The sequence below is a fragment of the Rhodanobacter sp. DHB23 genome, from assembly GCF_014842975.1.
GTDB lineage: Bacteria > Pseudomonadota > Gammaproteobacteria > Xanthomonadales > Rhodanobacteraceae > Rhodanobacter_A.
On sequence record NZ_JACYXK010000028.1, the window covers coordinates 105,178 to 126,313 of the forward strand.

The 21,136-nt window shown below is 67.8% G+C and carries 15 protein-coding genes; 12 read left to right on the forward strand and 3 right to left on the reverse strand.

Annotated features, from left to right (window positions below):
• Positions 1-9: 9 nt before the first annotated feature.
• The 4 genes from smc (at position 10) to IHE47_RS12345 (ending at position 6,465) form a co-directional block, all read left to right on the forward strand.
• Positions 10-3,519: a chromosome segregation protein SMC gene (gene smc, locus IHE47_RS12330; RefSeq protein ID WP_192106221.1), complete on the forward strand. Its 3,510-nt coding sequence runs from the start codon at positions 10-12 to the stop codon at positions 3,517-3,519.
• A gap of 82 nt (positions 3,520-3,601) precedes the next feature.
• Entirely contained in the window at positions 3,602-4,615 is a 1,014-nt protein-coding gene (zipA, locus tag IHE47_RS12335; protein WP_192106223.1) for a cell division protein ZipA, read from the forward strand.
• Positions 4,616-4,666: 51 nt separating this feature from the next.
• Positions 4,667-5,536, forward strand: coding sequence for a protein phosphatase 2C domain-containing protein (locus tag IHE47_RS12340; protein ID WP_192106225.1), 870 nt, complete (start codon positions 4,667-4,669; stop codon positions 5,534-5,536).
• Positions 5,537-5,607: 71 nt separating this feature from the next.
• Positions 5,608-6,465, forward strand: a complete 858-nt coding sequence (locus IHE47_RS12345) for a LysM peptidoglycan-binding domain-containing protein (protein ID WP_192106227.1) — start codon at positions 5,608-5,610, stop codon at positions 6,463-6,465.
• A gap of 22 nt (positions 6,466-6,487) precedes the next feature.
• On the opposite strand, the gene IHE47_RS17980 is transcribed toward IHE47_RS12345, so the two are convergent.
• The 3 genes from IHE47_RS17980 to IHE47_RS12360 all read right to left on the reverse strand — a co-directional run bounded on the left by IHE47_RS17980 (position 6,488) and on the right by IHE47_RS12360 (position 9,058).
• Positions 6,488-8,188 carry a protein kinase gene (locus tag IHE47_RS17980; RefSeq protein WP_343227475.1) on the reverse strand — a complete coding sequence of 567 codons (1,701 nt, stop codon included), beginning with the start codon at positions 8,186-8,188 and terminating at the stop codon, positions 6,488-6,490.
• A gap of 10 nt (positions 8,189-8,198) precedes the next feature.
• A complete protein-coding gene (locus IHE47_RS12355) occupies positions 8,199-8,663 on the reverse strand; it encodes an FHA domain-containing protein (RefSeq protein ID WP_225561849.1) in 465 nt (154 codons plus the stop codon).
• 98 nt (positions 8,664-8,761) lie between these two features.
• The gene (locus IHE47_RS12360) at positions 8,762-9,058 is read right to left on the reverse strand and encodes a hypothetical protein (RefSeq protein ID WP_192106231.1); all 297 of its coding nucleotides are present in this window, start codon (positions 9,056-9,058) and stop codon (positions 8,762-8,764) included.
• Between the two features lie 31 nt (positions 9,059-9,089).
• Between IHE47_RS12360 and IHE47_RS12365 the strand changes: the two genes are divergently transcribed.
• Genes IHE47_RS12365 through IHE47_RS12400 form a run of 8 tightly spaced genes read left to right on the forward strand, consistent with a single transcriptional unit; the run spans position 9,090 to position 20,592 of the window.
• Positions 9,090-9,641: a chemotaxis protein CheW gene (locus IHE47_RS12365; RefSeq protein ID WP_192106233.1), complete on the forward strand. Its 552-nt coding sequence runs from the start codon at positions 9,090-9,092 to the stop codon at positions 9,639-9,641.
• Positions 9,619-11,061, forward strand: coding sequence for a protein-glutamate O-methyltransferase CheR (locus IHE47_RS12370; RefSeq protein WP_192106235.1), 1,443 nt, complete (start codon positions 9,619-9,621; stop codon positions 11,059-11,061). Before IHE47_RS12365 ends, IHE47_RS12370 begins: the two co-directional genes overlap by 23 nt.
• A complete protein-coding gene (locus tag IHE47_RS12375) occupies positions 11,058-11,594 on the forward strand; it encodes a chemotaxis protein CheW (protein WP_192106237.1) in 537 nt (178 codons plus the stop codon). The genes IHE47_RS12370 and IHE47_RS12375 overlap by 4 nt, the downstream gene beginning before the upstream one ends.
• 29 nt (positions 11,595-11,623) lie before the next feature.
• Positions 11,624-13,333: a methyl-accepting chemotaxis protein gene (locus IHE47_RS12380; protein WP_225561850.1), complete on the forward strand. Its 1,710-nt coding sequence runs from the start codon at positions 11,624-11,626 to the stop codon at positions 13,331-13,333.
• A 6-nt stretch (positions 13,334-13,339) separates the two neighbouring features.
• Positions 13,340-15,655 carry a response regulator gene (locus IHE47_RS12385; RefSeq protein WP_192106238.1) on the forward strand — a complete coding sequence of 772 codons (2,316 nt, stop codon included), beginning with the start codon at positions 13,340-13,342 and terminating at the stop codon, positions 15,653-15,655.
• Positions 15,652-16,713 carry a chemotaxis-specific protein-glutamate methyltransferase CheB gene (gene cheB, locus IHE47_RS12390; protein WP_192106240.1) on the forward strand — a complete coding sequence of 354 codons (1,062 nt, stop codon included), beginning with the start codon at positions 15,652-15,654 and terminating at the stop codon, positions 16,711-16,713. The genes IHE47_RS12385 and cheB overlap by 4 nt, the downstream gene beginning before the upstream one ends.
• A 5-nt stretch (positions 16,714-16,718) precedes the next feature.
• Positions 16,719-19,397 (forward strand): response regulator, encoded by a 2,679-nt coding sequence (locus tag IHE47_RS12395; protein WP_225561906.1) that lies wholly within the window; start codon positions 16,719-16,721, stop codon positions 19,395-19,397.
• Positions 19,372-20,592 carry an EAL domain-containing response regulator gene (locus IHE47_RS12400; RefSeq protein ID WP_192106244.1) on the forward strand — a complete coding sequence of 407 codons (1,221 nt, stop codon included), beginning with the start codon at positions 19,372-19,374 and terminating at the stop codon, positions 20,590-20,592. The genes IHE47_RS12395 and IHE47_RS12400 overlap by 26 nt, the downstream gene beginning before the upstream one ends.
• The last annotated feature ends 544 nt before the right edge of the window (positions 20,593-21,136 follow it).

The window sequence follows — 21,136 nt, forward strand, 5'->3', positions numbered from 1 at the left end:
GATGACCGCATGCGCCTGACCACGATCAAACTCGCCGGCTTCAAGTCCTTCGTCGACCCGACCACCTTGCACCTGCCGGCCAACATGACCGGCGTGGTGGGGCCGAACGGCTGCGGCAAGTCCAACATCATCGACGCGATCCGCTGGGTGATGGGCGAGAGCGCGGCCAGCCGCCTGCGCGGCGACTCGCTCACCGACGTGATCTTCTCCGGCTCGACCTCGCGCAAGCCGGTGGGGCAGGCCACCGTCGAGCTGATCTTCGACAACGCCGACGGCACGGTGCAGGGCGAGTACGGCCAGTACGCCGAGATCTCGGTGAAGCGCCAGGTGACGCGCGACGGCCAGTCCGCCTATTTCCTCAACGGCGCGCGCTGCCGCCGCCGCGACATCACCGACCTGTTCCTGGGCACCGGCCTCGGCCCGCGCAGCTACTCGATCATCGAGCAGGGCATGATCTCGCAGATCATCGAGGCACACCCCGAGGAATTGCGCACGCACCTGGAGGAAGCCGCCGGCATCTCCAAGTACAAGGAGCGCCGGAAGGAGACCGAGAGCCGCATCAAGTCCACCCGCGAGAACCTCGACCGCGTGAAGGACGTGCGCGACGAAGTGGACAAGCAGCTCGAACAGCTCAACCGCCAGGCCCGCGCCGCCGAGCGCTGGAAGGCCTACAAGGAAGAGGAAACGCGCAAGCAGGCCGAGTTGCGCGCGCTGGAATACCGCGCGCTGAAGGGCCAGCACGACGGCGAAGGGGCGGGACTGTCCGCCGCCGAGATCGAGATCGAGAAGCAACTGGCCGGCCAGCGCGAGATCGAGGCGCAGATCGAGGCCATGCGCGAGCGCCACGGCGAGGCCGGCGAACACTTGAGCTCGGTGCAGGCCGAGGTCTACAAGGTCGGCGCCGAAATCGCCCGCGTGGAACAGCAGGTGCGCCACAACCGCGAGACCGCGGACCGCCTGCAGCGCGCGCAGGGCGAGGCCGAGCGCGAGCACAACGAACTGGCCGAGCACATCGCCGGCGACCGCAGCCAGGTCGAGACCCTGCGCATGGCGCTGGCCGAAGGCGAGCCCAGGCTCGAAGCCCTGCAGCAGATGCAGGACGACACCGCCGAGGCCCAGCGCGGCGCCGAGACCAGACTCGCCGACTGGCAGCAGCGCTGGGACACGCATACCCGCACCGCCGGTGAATCCAACCGCGCCGCCGAAGTGGAGCGCACCAAGCTCAACTACCTCGACCGCCAGGCGGTCGACCTCGCCAGGCGCCGCGAGGCGCTGGAAACCGAGCAGAAGGCCACCGACCTCGCCGCGCTGGATGCCGCTGCCGAGCAGATGCACCTGGAGCACGATACCCAGCGCGAGAAGGTGGAAGCGCTGGGCAGCCTGCTCGACCAGCACAAGACCACGCATGAAAAGGCACTGGACGAGGAACGCCAGCTGCAGTCCACGCTCAACGAGGCGCGCTCGCAGTTGCAGACGGCGCGCGGCCGGCAATCCTCGCTGGAAGCCCTGCAGCACGCGGCGCTGGGCCAGGAGGAGAACGCCGCCAGCCAGTGGCTGGCGCGCCTCGGCTTCGACAAGTCGCCGCGCCTCGGCGAGGCGCTGCAGGTGGAGGCCGGCTGGGAAACCGCGGTGGAAACCGTGCTCTCCGGTTTCATCGACAGCGTGCTGGTGGACGGCGCGCACGCGCTGGCCGCGGATTTCGGCGGGCTGGAAAATGCCGACGTCGCGCTGCTCGATGCCAGCGAAGGCGGCGCCAATACCGCCGGCACGCTGGCCGCCCACGTGCGCGGGCCGGCCGCGGCCATCGCCATCCTCGGCCACGTGCTGATCGCCGAGTCGCTGGACGAGGCCCGCCAGCGCGTGTCCGGCCTGTCGGCCCTGGCGCCGTACCAGTCGGTGATCACCCGCGGCGGCGAATGGCTGGGCCCGGGCTGGGCGCGCGTGCGCCGCGCGCAGGGCAGCCAGGTGGGCGTGCTGGCGCGCGAGCGCGAGATCCGCACGCTGGCCGAGCAGATCGCTGCACTGGAAGCGCGCATCGAGGAATGCACAGCGCAGCTAGACGAGCTGCGCACGCGCAAGTTCGAGGCCGAACGCGCCCGCGACGACACCCAGCGCGAGCTGTACAACGCGCACCGCCGCCAGAGCGAACTCGCCGGCCAGTTGCAGAGCCACCGCGGCAAGCTGGAAACCGCCCGTGCCCGCGGCGAGAAGGTGGCCGGCGAACTGTCCACGCTGATCGACCAGCTCGACGAACTGCAGACGCAGACGCGCGAAGCCCGTGCCCGGCTGGATGAGTCTGTCGGCCACATGGGCGACCTGGAAGACCAGCGCCGCGAACTGGAAAACGAACGCCGCGCCTTGCTGGAGACGCGCGAGGAAGCGCGCATGAACGCGCGCGAGGCAGCCGACCAGGCGCACGCCCTGGCGCTGTCGCTGGAATCCAAGCGCTCCTCGCTGACGTCGCTGGAACAGTCGCTGGCGCGCATGGAAAACCAGTTGCGCCAGATCGAGGCCCGCCGCGGCGAGATCGCCGAGCAGCTCGCCGCCGGCTCCGACCCCATCGCCGAGCTGGAAGCCGAGCGGCAGACCTATCTCGACCAGCGCCTGCTGGTGGACAGGCAATTGGTTGAAGCGCGTCGCGCGCTGGAGGAATGCGACATCGCCTTCCGCCAGCTGGAACAGCGCCGCCATCTCGCCGAGCAGGGGCTCGCCAGCCTGCGCGAAAACCTTTCCGAGAAACGCCTTGCCGCGCAGGCGCTGCAATTGCGCGCCGAGCAACTGGCCGAGGCGATCGCCGCTTCCGGCCTCGAACTGGAAACCCTGCTCGCCGAACTGGCCGGGGACGTGGATGCCGCGGAGTGGAAACAGCAGCTGGCCGAACTCGCGCAGAAGATCGTGCGGCTGGAACCGGTGAACCTCGCCGCGATCCAGCAGCATGCCGAACAGAGCGAGCGCAAGACCTACCTCGACAACCAGCTCAACGACCTCACCAGCGCGATGGAAACGCTGGAGGGCGCGATCAAGAAGATCGACCGCGAGACGCGCGCGCGCTTCAAGGAAACCTTCGACAAGGTCAACGCCGGCGTGCAGGAACTGTTCCCGCGCCTGTTCGGCGGCGGCCACGCCTACCTCGAACTCACCGGCGACGACCTGCTCGACACCGGCGTGGCGATCATGGCGCGCCCGCCCGGCAAGCGCCCGTCCAACATCTCGCTGCTCTCCGGCGGCGAGAAGGCGCTCACCGCGGTGGCGCTGGTGTTCGCCATCTTCAACCTCAACCCCGCGCCGTTCTGCCTGCTCGACGAGGTGGACGCGCCGCTGGACGAGGCCAACGTGGGTCGCTTCTCGGCAATGGTGCGCGAGATGAGCGAGCGCGTGCAGTTCATCTTCATCAGCCACAACAAGGCCACCATGGAAGCGGCCAGCCAGCTGTGCGGCGTGACCATGCGCGAACCCGGCGTGTCGCGCCTGGTGCAGGTGGACCTGGCCGAAGCGGCTAAACTGGCGGGCAGCGCATGAGTGCCGCCAGTGGCGCTCATGCCATTGAATCGAGGAAGCGCGCCCGCTGCCCGCGGCGGACGAACCCCATGAGGAACCGATGATGACGCTGCAACCCGTGCTTGCCCTTGGCTGGAACCCTGCGATCGGCATACCGATGTTCATCGTCGGCCTGGTCGTGCTGGTCCTGATCTGGCTGTTCGGCCAGCCGAAGAAGGAGCAGCAGGGCAAGCGCCGCATGCCGTCGTCGACCGGGCAGGGCACGGGCAACCCCGGCGGCGAACGCCGCGAGCCCACCCTGGGCGAGGGCGGCGACGCCGATGCCGACGAGCTTTCCTTCAGCGCCACCGACGAAGCGCGCTTCGACGAAAAGGCGGTGTCGCCGAAGCAGGGCGAACTCGATGTCGGCCTGCGCGAGGAACTGGAGCGTCTCGGCGCCACCTTGTCCGGCGAGCGCGGCACCGGCACGACGCGCAGCAAGCTGGCCGGCCAGGCCGCCGCCATCGTGGACGCGTTGCGCGCGCCCTCGTCTTCGGCCGGGGCCGCGCAGGCGCCGCCGGTCGACGTTGCCGCGACACCGGTCCCCGCGCCCGCCGCGGCGCCCACCCCCGCGCCGTCGCAGAACCGCTTGCCGCCGCGCTCCGACCTCGGCCGCCGCCCGGTGCAGATGCCGGTGGAACGCATCGTCACCTTGTTCGTGGTGGCACGCGAAGGCTCCAGCTTCCACGGCTCCGACCTGATCGTGGCCGCCGAGAAGGCCGGCCTCGAATTCGGCGACATGGGCATCTACCACCGCCTGGTCGACGGCAAGCGCGAGCTGGGCCCGATCTTCAGCGTCGCCAACATGCTCAAGCCCGGCAGCTTCGACTTGGCCCGGCTCGACGCGCTGCGCACGCCCGGCCTCAGCTTCTTCATGACCCTGCCCGCGCCGCTGCCCGCGCTCGACGCTTGGGACACCATGCTGCCCACCGCGCAGCGCCTTGCCGAGCTGCTGGACGGGCAGGTGCTGGACGAGGAGCGCAACGCGCTCGGCCGCCAGCGCATCGCCCACATCCGCGACGAACTGCGCGGCTGGGACCGCGACCACGAAGGCCAGGAAATCCACCTCCGGCGCTGAGTGCGCGGACGCGCAAAGTTTGCTGGCTCGGGTTTCGAAAGGGGACGGACGATGGACCAGGCTATCGACTTCCATGCCAAGCCGCAGGTCGCCGCGGGTCGCGCCCGTGGCGGCCGCGACGCACAGCAGGATGCATTGGTCTGCCTGCACGATCCGGCCAGCGACACCCTGTTGCTGCTCCTGGCCGATGGCATGGGCGGCGACGGCGCAGGGGAGCTGGCAGCGGAAGGGGTGATCGATACGGCCCGCCGTCTGTGGGAACAGGGCCTGTGGCGCGAGCAGCCCGGCGCGCTGTTCCTGGAGTCCCTGTGCCAGGAAGCGCATGCCGAACTGGTCCGCCGGCGCGAGGGGCTGGTCGCCGCCGAACCGCACTCCACCGTGGTCGCACTGCTGGTCCGCGGCAAACAGGCGTACTGGGTCCACGTGGGCGACAGCCGGCTGTACCGCTTCCAGGGCCGGCGCTGCCTCAGCTGCACCGAGGACCACAGCGTCGCCCAGCTCAAGCTGCGCCGTGGCGAGATCACGCCGGAACAACTGGGCCGGGATCCCGACCAGCACAAGCTGCTGCGCGGGCTCGGCGGCAGTGCGCCGCCCGAGGTCGAGCATGGCGGCGCGCTCCTGCACACCGGACAGACCTTCGCCCTGTGCAGCGACGGTGTCTGGGAACAGCTGTCCACGCAGGAGCTGCGGCGCCTGTCGCGGCGCCGCGACCAGCGCGGCGCACTGCACGAAGCCTTGTTGCTGGCGACTGCGCGCGGCGGCGAGCAGGGCGACAACGCGGCGCTGATTTTCCTGCGGATCGCCGGCGCAGGCTGGGTGCGCCGCTATGGCGAGAAACTCTGGTCCGCCATGCATCCCGCCGCCGCGGTGCGCGGGCCTGGCGGGCGGGGCCTGGCGAGCGATGGCGAGGTGGGAAGGTGATGGCGTTTCCGTGCCGGTCCCTGCGGACTGCCGTGCTGCTGGTCCTGGCAGGCACCGCCGGTTGTGCGCAGATGAGTTCGTTGAAGAACAAGGTCGACGACAGCATGCACGGCTCGCCGAGAGTCACCATGGAACGCACCGCACCCGGGGCGGAAGCACCCGCCACGCCACCGTCGTCGCTGGGCGAGATCATCAACGGCGACCTGCAGCGTGGCCGCTACGCCGAGGGCGAGCGCGCCCTGCGCCAATACCTGGCGGCACATCCCGGCGACCGCGCCGCGCAGGCCTTGTTGCACCAGCTCACGGTCGATCCTGCGCACGAGCTCGGCACGCGTTCGCGCAACTACATGGTGCAATCCGGGGATTCCTACAGCACCCTGGCGGCGCGCTACCTGGGCGACGCACAGCGCTTCGTGATACTGGCGCGCTACAACGGCTCGGCCGATCCCTCGATGCTGCGTGCGGGGCAGACCCTGCGCCTGCCGCTCGGTGCCACGTCGCCGGGCCCGGCGGCACCGGCACCGGTACCGGCAGCCGACGCGAGTGTCGACATCGTGGCCCCCGCGACATCCGTCGCCCCGGCGACGGCGAACGCGCCCGCCGAATCGGCGACGGCAAAGGCGAGTAGGCTGCAACGCGAGAGCGTGGCCCTGCTGGCGCAGGGGCACAAGGACCAGGCGCTGGCGCAGCTCGACGAAGCGTTGTCCCTCGATCCGCACCTGAAGTCCAGCGATCCGCAGGCGGCCGCCATGCGCCAGCAGTTGCTGGCCGCCTACCACCAGCGCGCGATCGTGCTGTACCGCGACCAGAAGCTGGATCCTGCCATCGCCCTGTGGGATCACGTGCTGGCGATCGATCCTTCCTACGAGCCCGCGGTGATCTATCGCGCCCGTGCGCTCGAGCTCAAGCAGCGCCTGAAGCAGTTCTGACCCGCCACCATCGCCGCATCCGTCAGGAGGCGCCCTGTTCGGCGCCCTGGGGCTGGATGATGCGGGTGGGCTGCAGCGCCGGCTCGGCTTCGACACGCGGCGACGTGGAAAGTCCCGCGTCGTTCTGCTGGCGGGCCTGCAGCGCGCTGTTCATCAGGTTGAAGGCGGCGAACAGCTGGCCAAGCTCGTCCCGGCGTACCAGCCGGATGCGATGGTGGAAGTCGCCGCGCCCGACCCGGAGCAGGGCATCGCTGAGCATCTGCAACAGGGCGAACGGGCGCCGGAACAGCCAGTAGGCAGCGCTCACCACCACCACCAGCGTCACCAGCAGCACGGCCAGGATTACCCCCAGCGTGATGCGCTGGGCGGTGCGCAAGGGGGCGCTGCTGATGCCCAGGCGCAACTCGCCGACCGTCTTGGTCTGGTAGAGGATCGGCACATCGAACAGCAGCATGGCGCCGTCGCCGCTGCTGGCGACCTGGCCACGGTAGCTGTCGGCGCCATTGCCCCGCGGCAGCGGCTTCTGTCCGGCCGGTGCGGGCAGCGCGTGCCCGATTTCCGCAGCTTTCGTGCTGGCCACCACGTTGCCCAGGTGATCGGCGACGGCGAGGTAGTGGATCTGCCGGTTCTGCGCGATGTCCTGCACCAGCGCACGCGTGGCGGCCTGGTCGTTCAGCAGCAGGTTTTCCGCCGCCTCGCCGGCGATCATCCGGCTCAGGGAACTGCCGAAATCCAGGGCAACGCCGGTGACCGCGGTGTTCTGCTTGGCATAGATCGCTGCCAGGCCGAGCAGCAGCACCAGGCACAGCGTGGCTCCCAGCGCACCGGCCCAGCGCAGGCGCAGCGAGATGATGCGGTTGGCGATCGGCTTCTCGTGCAGGCGCTCGTATTCGCGGCGCGCCTGGCGCAGGTCGTCGGCGACTTCGGCGCCGCTCTGGTAGCGCGCATCCGCCGCGGGCGAGAGCAGGGTGCGCACGATGCCCACCAGCATCGATGGCGTGGCCGGGTCCAGCGGCTCGATCGGCGGGCGGGGCAGGCGCTGCCGTTCGCGGATCAGCCGCGGCACGTCGGCGGTCTCGCGCCACGGCAGCTTGCCGGTGATCAGCCAATGCATCACCACGCCCAGCGAGAACAGGTCGCTGCGCGCGTCGTCCGCTTCACCGCGCAGGCGCTCGAGCGCCATGTAGGCCGGCGTTCCACCGACCTCGCCGTTGGCGGCGCGCGTGCCATGCCGCTCGGAGATGCCGAAATCGTTGAGCTTGGCGTAATGCCAGCCCTCGGCCAGCATGATGTTCTCCGGCTTGATGTCGTGGTGGATGACGCCCTGCTCGTGCGCGTAATTCAGCGCGGTGGCCATCTGGCTGGCCAGCTCGATGACCATCGGCAGCGGCGGCAGGCCTTCGCTGGCGACCCTGCTCGCCAGCGTCTCGCCGCCGAGGCGTTCCATCGCGATGTACGGGCGGCCGTCGTCGGTCTCGCCGGCGTCGAAGATGGTGACGATGTTCGGATGGACCAGGTGCCCGGCCGCGCGGGCTTCGGCAAGAAAGCGCTGCCGGTAGGCCGGGTCGGCCGCCACGTGATGGTGCAGGCACTTGATCGCGACCTGGCGCTGGATGCCGGGATCGAAGCCGGCGTAGACCACCGCCATCGCCCCTTCGCCGAGTACGCCGTCGATGCGGTAGCGGCCGATCGTCCGCGGTACGGCGGTGGCTCGGGCATTCACGCCGGAACCCTCAGAACAGCCGCCAGGCCAGGCCGGCGACGATCACCAGTCCAGCCAGTATCAGCAGGCCGGTGCCCAGCAGCGCCGGCTTGCCGAAGCGTGGGCCGCGCTTGTCGCGGGTCAGGAAGACGAATTCGGCGAGGCCCAGCCGGACGCGGTCGCCGTGGCGCAGCACCGCCTCGTGGATACGCTGTCCGTTCACGAACGTGCCGTTGGTGGACAGCGTATTCATGATCACGTAGTGACCCTGCTGATTCATGATCCACGCGTGCGAGGCCGACACGCTGGAATCCCCGATCACGATGTCGTTGTCGCCACGCCGGCCGACCGTCTGCCGGCCCGGGCGCACCGTGTAGCGCTGGCGGTCGTGTTCGCCGCCGACGCCTTCGAGCACCGGCTCGTGCACGCTGGCACGACCGGTCGGAGCGGGCGCAAGCTCGTCGGCTTGCAGGCGCAGCTCCTCGGCGGAAAACAACCGCGTTCCCTGGGGGCCTGCAGAACGTCGGGGCATCGATTTGTTGGGGCTCATGTCAGGCGCTTGGGCGATCCTGCGGAACACTATAGAGCCAATTGTCATGCCGAATCTGTCGATGCTGCCCCGGCACGAAATCGTGTCCCGGCCTGCGGCCAGTCGACTGGCGTGCTGCGCAAACCAGCGTTGAGAGCGCGCCTGCTGGCGATCTTCGTACGATGCCTCAAGACGTCCGAGGGTCGGGCGTGTCCGTCAAATTGAAGTGAATGGCGGCTGCGATGGGCACTTTCGCGCGGCGTGCTGACGCAGGAGATGCAGGCCGCCGTGGTTTGCATCGACACGCCGAACAACACCAGTGCGCTGCTGGCAAGGCTCAGGTGCTTGATGGCAAACAGCATTTAATCGCGCTATGGTTGCGAGGCTTCAGGGGTGGCAGTTGCTTGCTGCGAATCGGCGCGCAAGCACCGCCGCAAGTCGGAAATCCTTCTGCAAACGTGGTGGCCATCCAATATGGCGGCACCGGTTTCCCTGCTCGTGTTCAAACTGGACCTGCTGCGGCTGGGCGTGTCGCTGGCCGCGGTCGAGCGCGTGGAACACGCCTGCGAAGTCACTCCCTTGCCCGGGGCACCGAAGGCCGTGCTGGGCGTGGTCAATCTGCAAGGCCATGTGGCGGTGGTCATCGACCTGAGACTGCGGCTGGGTTTGCCGCCGCGTCCGATCAGTCCTTCGGATGCTTTCGTGGTGCTGGCGTTGCCGCAGCAATTGTTTGTACTACCGGTCAGCGAAGCAGAAGGCGTGACCGCGGTGGACAGCGGGGACTTCGTGCCGAGTGAGGCACTGATCCATGGCGTTGCCCGGGTGCAGGGCCTGGTGAAAACGCCAGATGGCCTGTTGCTGATCGACGATCCGCAGCAATTCCTCGATGTCCATGCCATGCGGGCACTGGCCAGTGCCCTGGATGCCCGCCGTGCCGGGCGGTGAGGCAACCGTTCTCTGGGAGCACGCCGGCTCGGTCGTGGAGCGGCTCTTCGGGCTGCACCTGCAGGGCGAGAGACTGCCAGACCTGAAGCGTTCGCTCAGGGGGGCGGCGAGCGAACTCGGCCTCTCCGATGCGGAAGCATGCGCGCGACTGCTGGTTTCGGAGAAGCTCGACGACGCGGGCGTGGAAATCCTGGCCAGTCACCTCACCATCGGGGAGACCTACTTCTTCCGCGACCAGGAAGCCTTCGCGGCGCTCTCGGCGCATGTCCTGTCTGAGCTCATCGAGCAGCGGCGGCGCACGGGGAACCGGCAACTGCGCATCTGGAGCGCAGCCTGCTGCACCGGCGAGGAAACCTATTCGATCGCCATCCAGTTGCAGCAACTGCTGCCGGACATTGCCAACTGGCAAATCAATCTCCTCGGCACCGACGTCAATCCGCGTTTTTTGCGCACGGCGGCGGAAGGGGTGTATGGCCAATGGTCGTTCCGCGGCACATCGCCGGATTTTCGCGCCCGCCATTTCCGTCAGCTGGCAGGGGGACGCTACGTCCTGTCGCCCACGATCCGGCGCATCGCCCACTTTGCCTCCTTGAACCTCGCCGACGAGGCCGCGCTGGCCGGCATGCGCGATGGCGACTTCGACCTGGTGCTCTGCCGCAATGTGCTCATGTACTTCACGTCGGCGCAGGCATCGAAGGTGGTCGAGGCACTGCACGGCTCCTTGCGCGAGGAGGGCTGGCTGGCGGTCGCGCCGTGCGAGGCCTCGCAGACCTTGTTCGCCGGGTTTCGTGCGCTCCACTGCGACGGGGCGATCCTTTACCGGAAGGGCCCAGCGCCGGACCGGCACGGAAGTGCTCCAAAAGACGCAGGCATCCCGGCGGCGATGCCGGTCAGGACGCATCCGGCAGGGACGCGTGCAGCGCATGAGGCGTCGCTCCGCTTTCCGAAGCCAGTGACACCGCTCCCTGCGCCCAGGCGGGCAACGCCGCCGGCCAAGGCGCAGGAAGCGGCGCTTCCTGTGAAGGCTATCGCCGCACGGGCGCGGGCATTGGCCGACCAGCGGCGCATGGACGAAGCGCTGGCCTGCTGTGATCGCTGGATAGCTGCCGAAAAGCTGGACCCGGCGGCCCATTGCCTGAGGGGGATGATTCTTGCCGAAACGGGCAACATGCCCGAGGCCAGTGCCGCATTCGAGCGCAGCCTGTACCTGGCGCCCGATGGTGTAATGGCCGGCCTGGCACTTGCCAATCTGGAACGGACCCGTGGACGGGAGAAGCATGCGGCACGTCACTATCGCAACATCCTCGCCTTGCTCGAACGGCTGCCTCCAGACGCCGACCTAGAACACGCCGAGGGCATCAGCGTGCGGCAACTGACCTCCCTGGTCAGGGACTTGATGGTCGCGGGAGACCACACATGACCTCGCCCCATGGCCCTGACGCTGCTCATGCCATCCTGCGCGAACGTGCGCAGCGACTGGCGCAACGACCTTCCGGCAAGCCGCTCGATGAGCAGGTCGAGCTGCTCGAGTTCACTCTCGCCCACGAGCGTTACGCACTGCTGGCCAGCCAGGTGCACGACGTGCAGCCGCTCAGGGATCTCACGCCGCTACCCTGCACGCCACCGTTCCTTCGGGGCTTGGTCAACCTGCGCGGGCGGCTGGTGGCAGTGATCGACCTGAAGCAGTTTTTCGGCCTGCCCGAACCGGGCATCACCGACCTGCACAGGATCGTGCTGCTGCGCAGGGGCGAGGTGGAAATCGGACTGCTGGCCGACACGGTCGAGGGTGTCTCGGTCGTCGACAAAAGCCGCATCCGGCCGACCCCGTCGATCGTGGGGGGAGTCGCTGCGGAATATATCGTGGGTGTGACGCCGGAACGGCTGGTGGTACTGGACACGGACGCCATCCTCAGCGACCCGCGTCTTGTCGTGGACGAGGACGTGAATACGTAAACCAACAATGGCATCAACAGGGGGCTGCCATGAACGGGTTCAACAACCTCAAGACCGGCACCAAGATGGTGCTGGGACTCGGGCTCATCGTAGCGTTGCTCGTGCTGCTGGGCGGCATGGCCCAGCACGCCATGGAGGAAATCACGCAAAGCCGCAACGTGGCGGTCCAGGCGAACGCGCTGGAGGCGTCCCTCAACGATGATCGCGCCATCGTCCTGACACTCCTGTCCATTGACGATGCGACCACGCGCAGCAATCTGTTCGACGAGGCTGCAAAAAACGGCAAGTCGGCAGCCACGTATCTGCAAGGCATGCACAGCCTCACGCAGATGGATCCGGAGCTGGCGGCAATGATCTCCCAGTTCGCCGAGCAGTATGCGGTGTACGGGCAGGTCCGCGATGGCCAGGTCCTCACCCTGCTGCGCAAGGGGCAGGTCGAGGCGGCGCGCGCCGCCTCGCTCGGGGAACAGAACAGCCGTTACCTCGCCATGCGGGATCTTGCCGAAAAACTTTCCGACCGGGCCTTGGCTCTCGGCACCCAGCAGGCCGCAAGCGCCCGCAGCACGTTCGCCATGGTGGGCGTGCTGGCGTTGCTGCTGGCCATGCTGATCGGCTGGTGGCTGACCCATACCATCGCCGGCCCGTTGCGTTCGCTTACGGCTGCAGCCGAACGGATCGCGATCGGCGATCTTCCTTCCGAAGAACTTTCGTTGGGCCGCAGCGACGAAGTCGGACTGCTGCACCAGGCCTTCGGGCGCATGAGCCGCTCGCTGCGGCAGATGGCCGGGATCGCGCACAGCATCTCCGAGGGCGACCTGCGCGTCAGCATCGAGCCGCAATCCGAGCACGACGTGCTTGGCAAGGCGTTCGCGTCGATGATCCACAACCTGCGCAACCTGACTGCGAACATCCACGAAGGGATCAATGTGCTGAGCAGCTCGGCGAGCGAAATTTCGACCTCGACCAGCGAGCTCGCCGCCAGCGCCACCCAGACCGCCGTCGCCGTCAGCGAAACCACGACCACGGTGGAAGAAGTCCGGCAGACGGCGCAGATGTCCAGCGAGAAGGCCCGCGCGGTCTCCGATTCGGCCCTGCGAGTGGCCTCGATCTCGGAGGAAGGACGCAAGGCTACCGACGACGCCACGGCCGGGATGGCGCGCATCCAGCAGCAGATGGAGCTGATCGCCGAAAGCATGGTGCGGCTCAGCGAGCAGAGCCAGGCGGTTGGCCAGATCGTGGCCACCGTCGATGACCTGACCGGGCAGTCCAAGCTGCTGGCCGTGAACGCCTCGATCGAAGCGGCCAAGGCCGGCGAGCACGGCAAGGGCTTTGCCGTGGTCGCGCAGGAGGTCAAGAGCCTGGCCGAGCAGTCGCGCCAGGCTACCGCGCAGGTGCGCAGCATCCTCGGCGATATCCAGCAGGCCACCAGCGCTGCGGTGCTGGCGACCGAGCAGGGCAGCCATGCCGTGGCCGAAGGCGTGCGGCAGTCCACGCAGGCGGGCCAGTCCATCCAGGCGCTCACCGGCAGCGTCAGCGAAGCTTCCCAGGCGGCCGTGCAGATCGCGGCGTCCAGTCAGCAGCAACTGGTCGGCGTGGACCAGGTGGCCACGGCGATGGAAAGCATCAAGCTGGCGAGCAACCAGAACGTGGACAGCGCCAAGCAGATGGAAACGGCGGCGCACGGTATCAAGCTGCTTGGCGAGAAGCTAAAGCAGATTGCTGCCGGCTATCGCCTCTAGCCGGCAATGAGCGAACGCGACGCCGCATTCCTGCAACGCCTGCGAGCCGTCTTCGTGGCGGAGGCGCGCGATCACCTGCTTGCCGTCGGTACTGGCCTGGTGGCGCTGGAAAAGGATGGCTCGCCTGCCGAACGCGAGCGGCACGTGGAGGCCGTCTTCCGGCACACGCACAGCCTCAAGGGGGCGGCGCGCGCAGCAGGTTTTCCACAGACAGAAACGCTGTGCCAGACGCTGGAGGAAATCTTCGCGCAGTGCAAACGGCGCGGCCGCGTGCTGTTGGCCGACGATTTCGATGTGCTGCACCGTGCTTACGACATGCTGGGTGCCGATGTGGAGGCGGGCGCCGGCTCGGCACCCGCCCCCGCGCCGGGTGCCGTTGCCGCGATGGTGGCCCGACTGGAGGCGGTCGCCAGCAGCGAGGCCGCCGCCGGATGCGAACCGGAGGGCTTGCCCGGGACCGGGTCTCCCACCAGGGAGGCCGCCGATCAGCCGACTGTCGTGCCTGATCCCGCTGTGGTGCCGGTGCGGGAGGTGGCCAGCACGGTCCGCATCCAGACGCCGCGCCTGGACCGGGTCTTGCTCGCAGCGGAGGAACTGCTGACGGTCAAACAGGCCGGGGCCGAGCGCGCCGAGGAGCTGCGGCTGCTGGAGTCGCGCCTTGGCCCATGGTTCAAGCACTGGCTGGCGGCGCAGCCGGCCCTGCGCCGGTTGCGGAGCCTGGTCGCCACGAGCGATCCCGGCGCGCGGCCCGAGCTGGAAGCGTTGACCAGGCTGCTGGAATTCCTGGAATGGAATTACGGTTACCAGCGTGCCCTGGAAGGAGACGTCCGCGCCATCGCGCGATCGGCCGCGCGCGACAGCCATTTCGCCGGCAAGCAGATCGACGAGCTGCTGGACGATTCGAAGGCCTTGCTGATGCTGCCGTTCTCGGCGCTGTCCGAGACCTTGCCAAAACTGGTGCGCGACCTCGCGCGTGACCAGGACAAACGGGTCGACCTGCGGATCTCGGGCGAGGATGTGCAACTGGACAAGCGCATGGTCGAGCTACTGCGCGATCCGCTGGTGCATCTGGTGCGCAATGCGCTGGACCACGGCATCGAGCTGCCGGCGGAACGGCAAGCCGCCGGCAAACCGCCTCGTGCAACCCTGCAGGTGGATGCCCGTTTGCTGCACGGCAACCAGATAGGTATTGAAATCACGGACGACGGTGCCGGCCTCGATCCGCGGCGGCTGCGCGAGGCGGCGCTGCGCGCCGGCGTGCTGGGCGAGGCCGCCGCCGCGGAACTCGACGATGGGCAGGCGCTGGAACTGGCCTTCCGTTCCGACGTGTCCACCAGCCCGATCATCACCGAGATTTCCGGACGTGGCCTGGGACTTGCCATCGTGCGCGAGCAGGTTGAACGGCTGGGCGGGCGGGTCGAGGTGGAGAACCGCGAGCCATGCGGCGCGCGCTTCCGGATGCTGCTGCCACAGAGCATGGCCATGCTGCGCGGCCTGTTCGTGGAGACGGGCAGCCAGATGTTTGTCCTGCCCGGCGCGCACGTCGAACGCGTGATTCGCGTGCCGCGCGCCAGTTCGAAGACCGTTGGCCAGCGCGAGACGCTGGCGATCGACGGGCAGGTCGTCGCGCTCGTCCGTTTGCACCAGTTGCTCGAGATGCCGGCCGCTCATTCGGTGGCCGATCCCATGACCGTCGTGCTCCTGGGCGCAGGCTCCCAGCGTATGGCCGTGGCTGTCGACGAGGTGTTGCACGAGGGGGAAATCCTGGTCAAGCGCCTGCGGCGACCGCTGGTGCGCGTGCGCAATGTCGCCGGAGCCACCGTGCTGGCCTCGGGCAAGCCGGTGCCTATTCTCAACGTGGCCGACCTGCTCAAGTCCGCCAGGCATGTTGACGGGCAGGCGACGGCACGGCCGGAGGCACAGGAAGCCGGCAGGCCGCTCGCGCAGCGGGTGCTGCTTGCCGAGGATTCGATCACCTCCCGGCTGCTGTTGAAGGGCATCCTGGAATCCGCCGGCTGCAAGGTGAAGGCCGTGGCCGATGGCATCGAGGCATTCACGGCATTGCGCAGCGAGATGTTCGACTTGCTGGTTTCCGACATCGAGATGCCGCGGCTGAACGGCTTTGACCTGACCTCCCGCATCCGCGCCGACCACAAGCTCGCCGATCTCCCGGTCGTGCTGGTCACCGCATTGTCCCGACGCGAGGATCGCGAGCGCGGCATCGACGTGGGCGCAAATGCCTATATCGCCAAGGGCAGCTTCGACCAACGTGAATTGCTGGAGGCGGTGCGCCGGTTGGCCGGTGCCCGGGAATCCTCGTGAGCGGGCCCCGCATCGGCGTCCTCGTCGTGGACGACTCGGAAGCCATCAGGATGCTGCTGGTGCATCTGATCGAACAGGATCCGGCGTTGCGCGTGGCTGGCGCCGTCGGGGGAGGCGGGCAGGCGGTGGCCTTCGTGCAGGCGGATCCGCCGGACGTGGTACTGATGGACATCCAGATGGATGGCATGGACGGATTCGAGGCCACGCGCCGCATCATGGAGTCCCGGCCGGTTCCCATCGTGATGTGTTCGGCAGTCACCGACGTCCATGCCGCGGCGACGGCCTTCCACGCCTACGATGCAGGCGCCGTGGCCCTGGTGGAAAAGCCGGCCGGAGGCAGTCATCCGGATGCCGTGCGTCTTGGCCGGGAGCTGCTGCAGACCCTGCGCCTGATGTCGGAGGTGAAGGTGGTGCGACGGTGGTCCCGCAAGCCCCAGGTCCGGGCCCCGCAGCCGCCACCGCCGTCCAGCCGCATCCGCTTCGTGGGCATCGGTGCATCCACCGGGGGGCCGCCGGCGCTGCAGGCGATCCTGCAGCGGCTGGACAAGGATTTCCCCGTGCCGATCGTGGTGGTCCAGCACATCAGCGCCGGATTCCTGCCCGGTCTGTCGGAATGGCTGGGACAAACCACGGCCGTGCGGGTGCAGATCGCGGCGCACGGCATCGAGGCGCGCCCGGGCCAGGTCTACCTGGCGCCTGACGACTTCCACCTGACGGTGGGCGAGCATCGCCGGCTGCGACTGGAAACGACGCCACCGCTGCACGGGCTCCGGCCCGCCGTGGACCTCCTGTTCCACTCGATCGCCAGGCATTGCGGGCCCAACGCCGTGGGCATCCTGCTGACGGGCATGGGGAAGGATGGGGCCCAGGGCCTGCTGGCCATGCATGGCTCGGGCGCGACCACCCTCGTGCAGGACAAGGCGACTTCGGTGGTCTACGGCATGCCTGGCGAAGCCGTGGCGCTGGGAGCTGCCAGCCAGGTCCTGCCGCTAGAGAGGATCGGCGAGGCCCTGCAACGCATCGTCCAGCCCCATTCCCACTCCAAGGCACTCCCGTGAACAGCATGCCAGCCCGTGGCCGCGACGCTGTCGAGATCCTGGTCGCCGAAGACAGCTCCACCCAGGCCCTCAGCCTGCAGTATCTGCTCGAGCAGCAGGGTTACCGGGTGACCCTCTGCCAGAACGGCCGGCTGGCCCTGGCCGAGGCAAGGCAGCGCAAGCCGGACCTGGTCATCAGCGACATCGTCATGCCGGAAATGGACGGCTACGGCCTTTGCCGCGCATTCAAGTCGGACCCCGGCCTGAGTGACGTGCCGTTCCTGCTGGTCACCACGCTAAGCAATCCGGAGGACGTCCTCAGCGGGCTCGAAGCGGGCGCCGACAGCTTCATCCTGAAACCCTACGACGATACGTTCCTGCTCAACCGCGTGAACTTCGTGCTGTTCCATCGCCGGCTTCGCCAGTCCGATCGCGCCGAAATGGGCGTCGAGATCAGCTTCAACGGACGCAGCCACTTCATCACGTCCAATCGCCTGCAGATCCTCAACCTGCTGCTGTCCACCTACGAGGCGGCCATCCAGCGCAACAACGAATTGCGGCGTTCGGAGGAGGAGTTGCGCGAGGCGAATATCGCCCTTTCCGCGGTCAACGAACGGCTCGAAGAGGAGATCCGCCAGCGTCAGGCCATGGAGCGGCAACTGGCTGCCGCCAAGCAGCAGGCGGAAATCGCCAACGAGGCGAAATCGGCTTTCCTGGCCACGATGAGCCACGAGATCCGCACGCCCATGAACGGCATCGTGGGCATGGTCGATGTGCTGGCGCACAGCCAGTTGTCCGAGTACCAGACCGATGCCGTGCGGACGGTGCAGGAATCCGCGTTTGCACTCCTGCACCTGATCGACGATCTGCTGGATTTCTCCAAGATCGAGGCCGGCAAGCTCGAGCTGGAGCTCACGCCGACCAGCCTGTGCGACACGGCCGAGGGCGTCTGCGACACGCTGAGCGCGCTGGCCGACCGCAAGGGCGTGGACCTGTTCGTGTTCGTCTCCCCCGAGGGGCCGGCCCAGGTGCTGGCCGACCCGGTGCGCCTGCGCCAGATCATGTACAACCTGGTGGGCAACGCCATCAAGTTCAGCAGCGGCGAACAGGTGCGGCGAGGGCGTGTCGACATCCGCGTGGAAGTGGGTCGCCAACACCCCTTGCAGGTCGCCTTCACGGTCAGCGACAACGGCATCGGCATTTTCCCGGAGGCACGCGCCCACCTGTTCGAGTCGTTCCGTCAGGCCGAGGTCTCGACCACCCGGCGCTTCGGTGGCACCGGTCTCGGCCTCGCCATCTGCAAGCGCCTGGTCGATTTGATGCAGGGCGAAATCCTCGTCGACAGCACCCCGGGCGTCGGCACGACCTTTACCGTCCATCTGCCCTTCGAAGCCGTGGCCGCTGCTGGCGCGCCGGCCATTCCCGATCTGTCGGGCGTGCAGTACGTCGTTGTCGATGGCCGCAACGCCCGTGCGGACGACCTGCGCAGTTATCTCGAGTACGCGGGAGCTCAGGTGACCGTGGTCACGGACGGCGAGGATGCAGTACGGATCTGTGCCCGCGCGACCGAGCCGGTAGTGCTCGTGCATGGCGGCATTGACGAGGTGGACCGCACGGCATGGCTGGGCCGGTTCGATGCCCAGCCGAACGTGCACCACCTGCTGGTGTCGAAGGGCCGTCGCCGCGTGGCGCGCCTGGTCAGCGCCGGCGTGGTGACGATGGACGGCAACCTGCTGCGCCGGCGTTCGCTGTTGCACGCCGCGGCTGCCGCGGCGGGGCTGGCCTCGCCTGCCACCGAGCAGTGGCGTTCCTCCAGCCAGCCGGAGCCGGAGGCCAGCGCGCCCACCATCACCCAGGCGCGTGCATGCGGCCAATTGATCCTGGTGGCGGAGGACGACATCACCAACCAGAAAGTGCTGTTGCGGCAGTTGAACCTGCTTGGCTATTCGGCCGAGCTGGCCAGGAACGGACGCGAAGCGCTGGAGCTCTGGCGCCGTGGCCGTTATGCGATGCTGCTCACCGATCTGCACATGCCGGCGCTGGATGGCTACGGGCTGGCTGCCGCCATCCGCCTCGAGGAAGCGCCGCAGAGCCATGCCCCGATCATTGCCCTGACGGCCAACGCCCTGCGCGGCGAGGCAAGCCGCGCACGCGCAGCGGGAATGGACGATTACCTGACCAAGCCGTTGCAGCTGCCCGCGTTGCGCGCGGCGCTGGAACGATGGTTGCCGCCACCCATGGCCAATGAGGGTTTGCAGGATGCCGAACCCCGGCATGCCGGGACTGCGCAGGAGCGGCCGGCATTGGACATCAATGTGCTCAAGAGCCTGATCGGCAACGAGCCGGCCATGCTGCATGTGTTGCTCAAGGACTTCCTCGATGCGTTGACCGCAGGAATGGCCGTCATCCAGAAAGCCGCTGCGGGGAACGATTTCGGCGAGGTCGGGGCGATGGCGCATCGGCTCAAATCCTCGTCGCGCAGCGTCGGCGCGCTCCAGGTTGGTGACATTTGCGCCGAGCTGGAGAACAGTTCGCTGCTCGGTGACAGGACGGTCACTGCAGGGGCCGTCGCGAACTTCGAGGCAGCAGCCGGGGAGCTGCTGCTGAAACTGCGGGAACAGCTGCGCCAGCTGGAGGCCCGCCTGGATGCAAATTCGAATGTTTCCGGATGGAACAGCGATGAAAACCCTTCTGCTGGACGATGACCCCTTTATCCTGAAGCTGCTTTCCCTCCAGTTGCGCACGGTGGGGCTGCAAACGGAGATGATCTGTCACAGCAGCGGGCAAGCCGCCCTGGATCTGCTGGAGCGGGACAGGGAGATAGGGATGGTCTTCTGCGATTTGCAGATGCCAGGGATGGATGGCGTGGAATTCGTCCGCCATCTCGTGCGCCTCTCGTATGCCGGCAGCCTGGTGCTCGTCAGCGGTGAAAACCCGCGGACGCGGCAGGCCGTGGAGCAGTTGGCCCGTGCGCATGGCCTGCATGTGCTGGGCACGCTGGGCAAGCCGGTAACCACGGAGTCGCTGCTTCAAGTACTGGTCGCGGCCAGTCCGGTGGCTCCCGCATCGGATTCGGCCGCTCCGGCTCCGCTCTATGCGCCGGCCGAACTCCAGCGTGCCATCCGCCACGGGGAATTGCGCAACTACTATCAGCCGAAAGTGGAACTGGCGACCGGCAGGGTGGCTGGCCTCGAAGTGCTCGTGCGCTGGCAGCACCCGCGGGATGGCCTGGTGATGCCCTCCCGCTTCATACCGATGTCCGAGGAGCACGGGCTGGTGAACTCCTTGGGCGTCGAGGTGATCCGTGGGGCATTGCGCGATCTGCGGCAATGGCTCGATGCCGGCCACCGGTTCAATCTGGCCGTGAACGCGCCATTGGGCAGTGTCTCTTCGCTCGACTATCCCGAAATGCTGCTGGAGCAGGCGCACATCGCGGGCGTGCCTATGCACCATCTCGTCCTGGAGATCACCGAGACCCAGCTGATGGACGATCCCCAGGTACAACTGGACGTGCTGAGCAGGTTGCGCCTCAAGCAGGTCAAGCTTTCCATCGACGACTTCGGCACCGGCTACTCCTCGCTGGCCCAATTGCGCGACCTGCCATTCGACGAACTGAAGATAGATCGCGGCTTTGTCCATGGGGCCAGCCACAACGCGTCCTTGCGCGCCATCCTTGAGGCCAGTCTTGGCCTGGCCCGTGACTTGGGCCTGCGCACGGTTGCCGAAGGCGTGGAGGACCGTGAGGACCTGGACCTGCTGCGGGCACTTGGCTGCGACATGATCCAGGGCTATCTCGTCGCCAAGCCGATGCCTGCGGACGCTGTCGATGGTTGGCTGGCCGAATGGGAAAGCCGCCGGGGCAGTTTCGCCGTCCCGGCACCCGCGGCAAGGGAGCATTAGGAATGCACTGCTTTTGCCCGTCGTCCCGCGAGGCGTTTTTCAGCAGCCGAAGGCCGCTCAGGCCGGGTCCAGCGCGTCTGGGGCATTGAACGCAAAGGCACCGGATGACTCGCTACGCCCGCCCCTGCGGGACCAGCCTTCGGCTGTTCAACGCTCGCATGGCCAGCTTTTGTCCTGCCTTCGCAGGACTGACGGGCAGGAAGCCGATCGACCAGCCCCCTTGGGGCTGCCGCCGCATCAGGCCGGAATCAACGCCGCACAGCGTGACGGGCGCGCGTTGCAGGGCAGGGCCGCGGCGAACCCGTTTCCGGGACGGCGCCACGCGCCGGATCATCGAGGGCAGGCCGCTTTCGCCCCCAAGTCAGCGCCTGGGCTTCTTCTGCGCAAGACTTGGTGCCGTCCCCGTCCATCGTTTGTAGGCCTGCGAAAACGAGGACAGATCGCTGAACCCCAGTGCATGGCGATCTCGCCCATCGAAAGACGGGCCTCGGCAACCAACGCCTGTGCCCTGGATTGGCGCACCGCATTCGACACATCGCCGTCG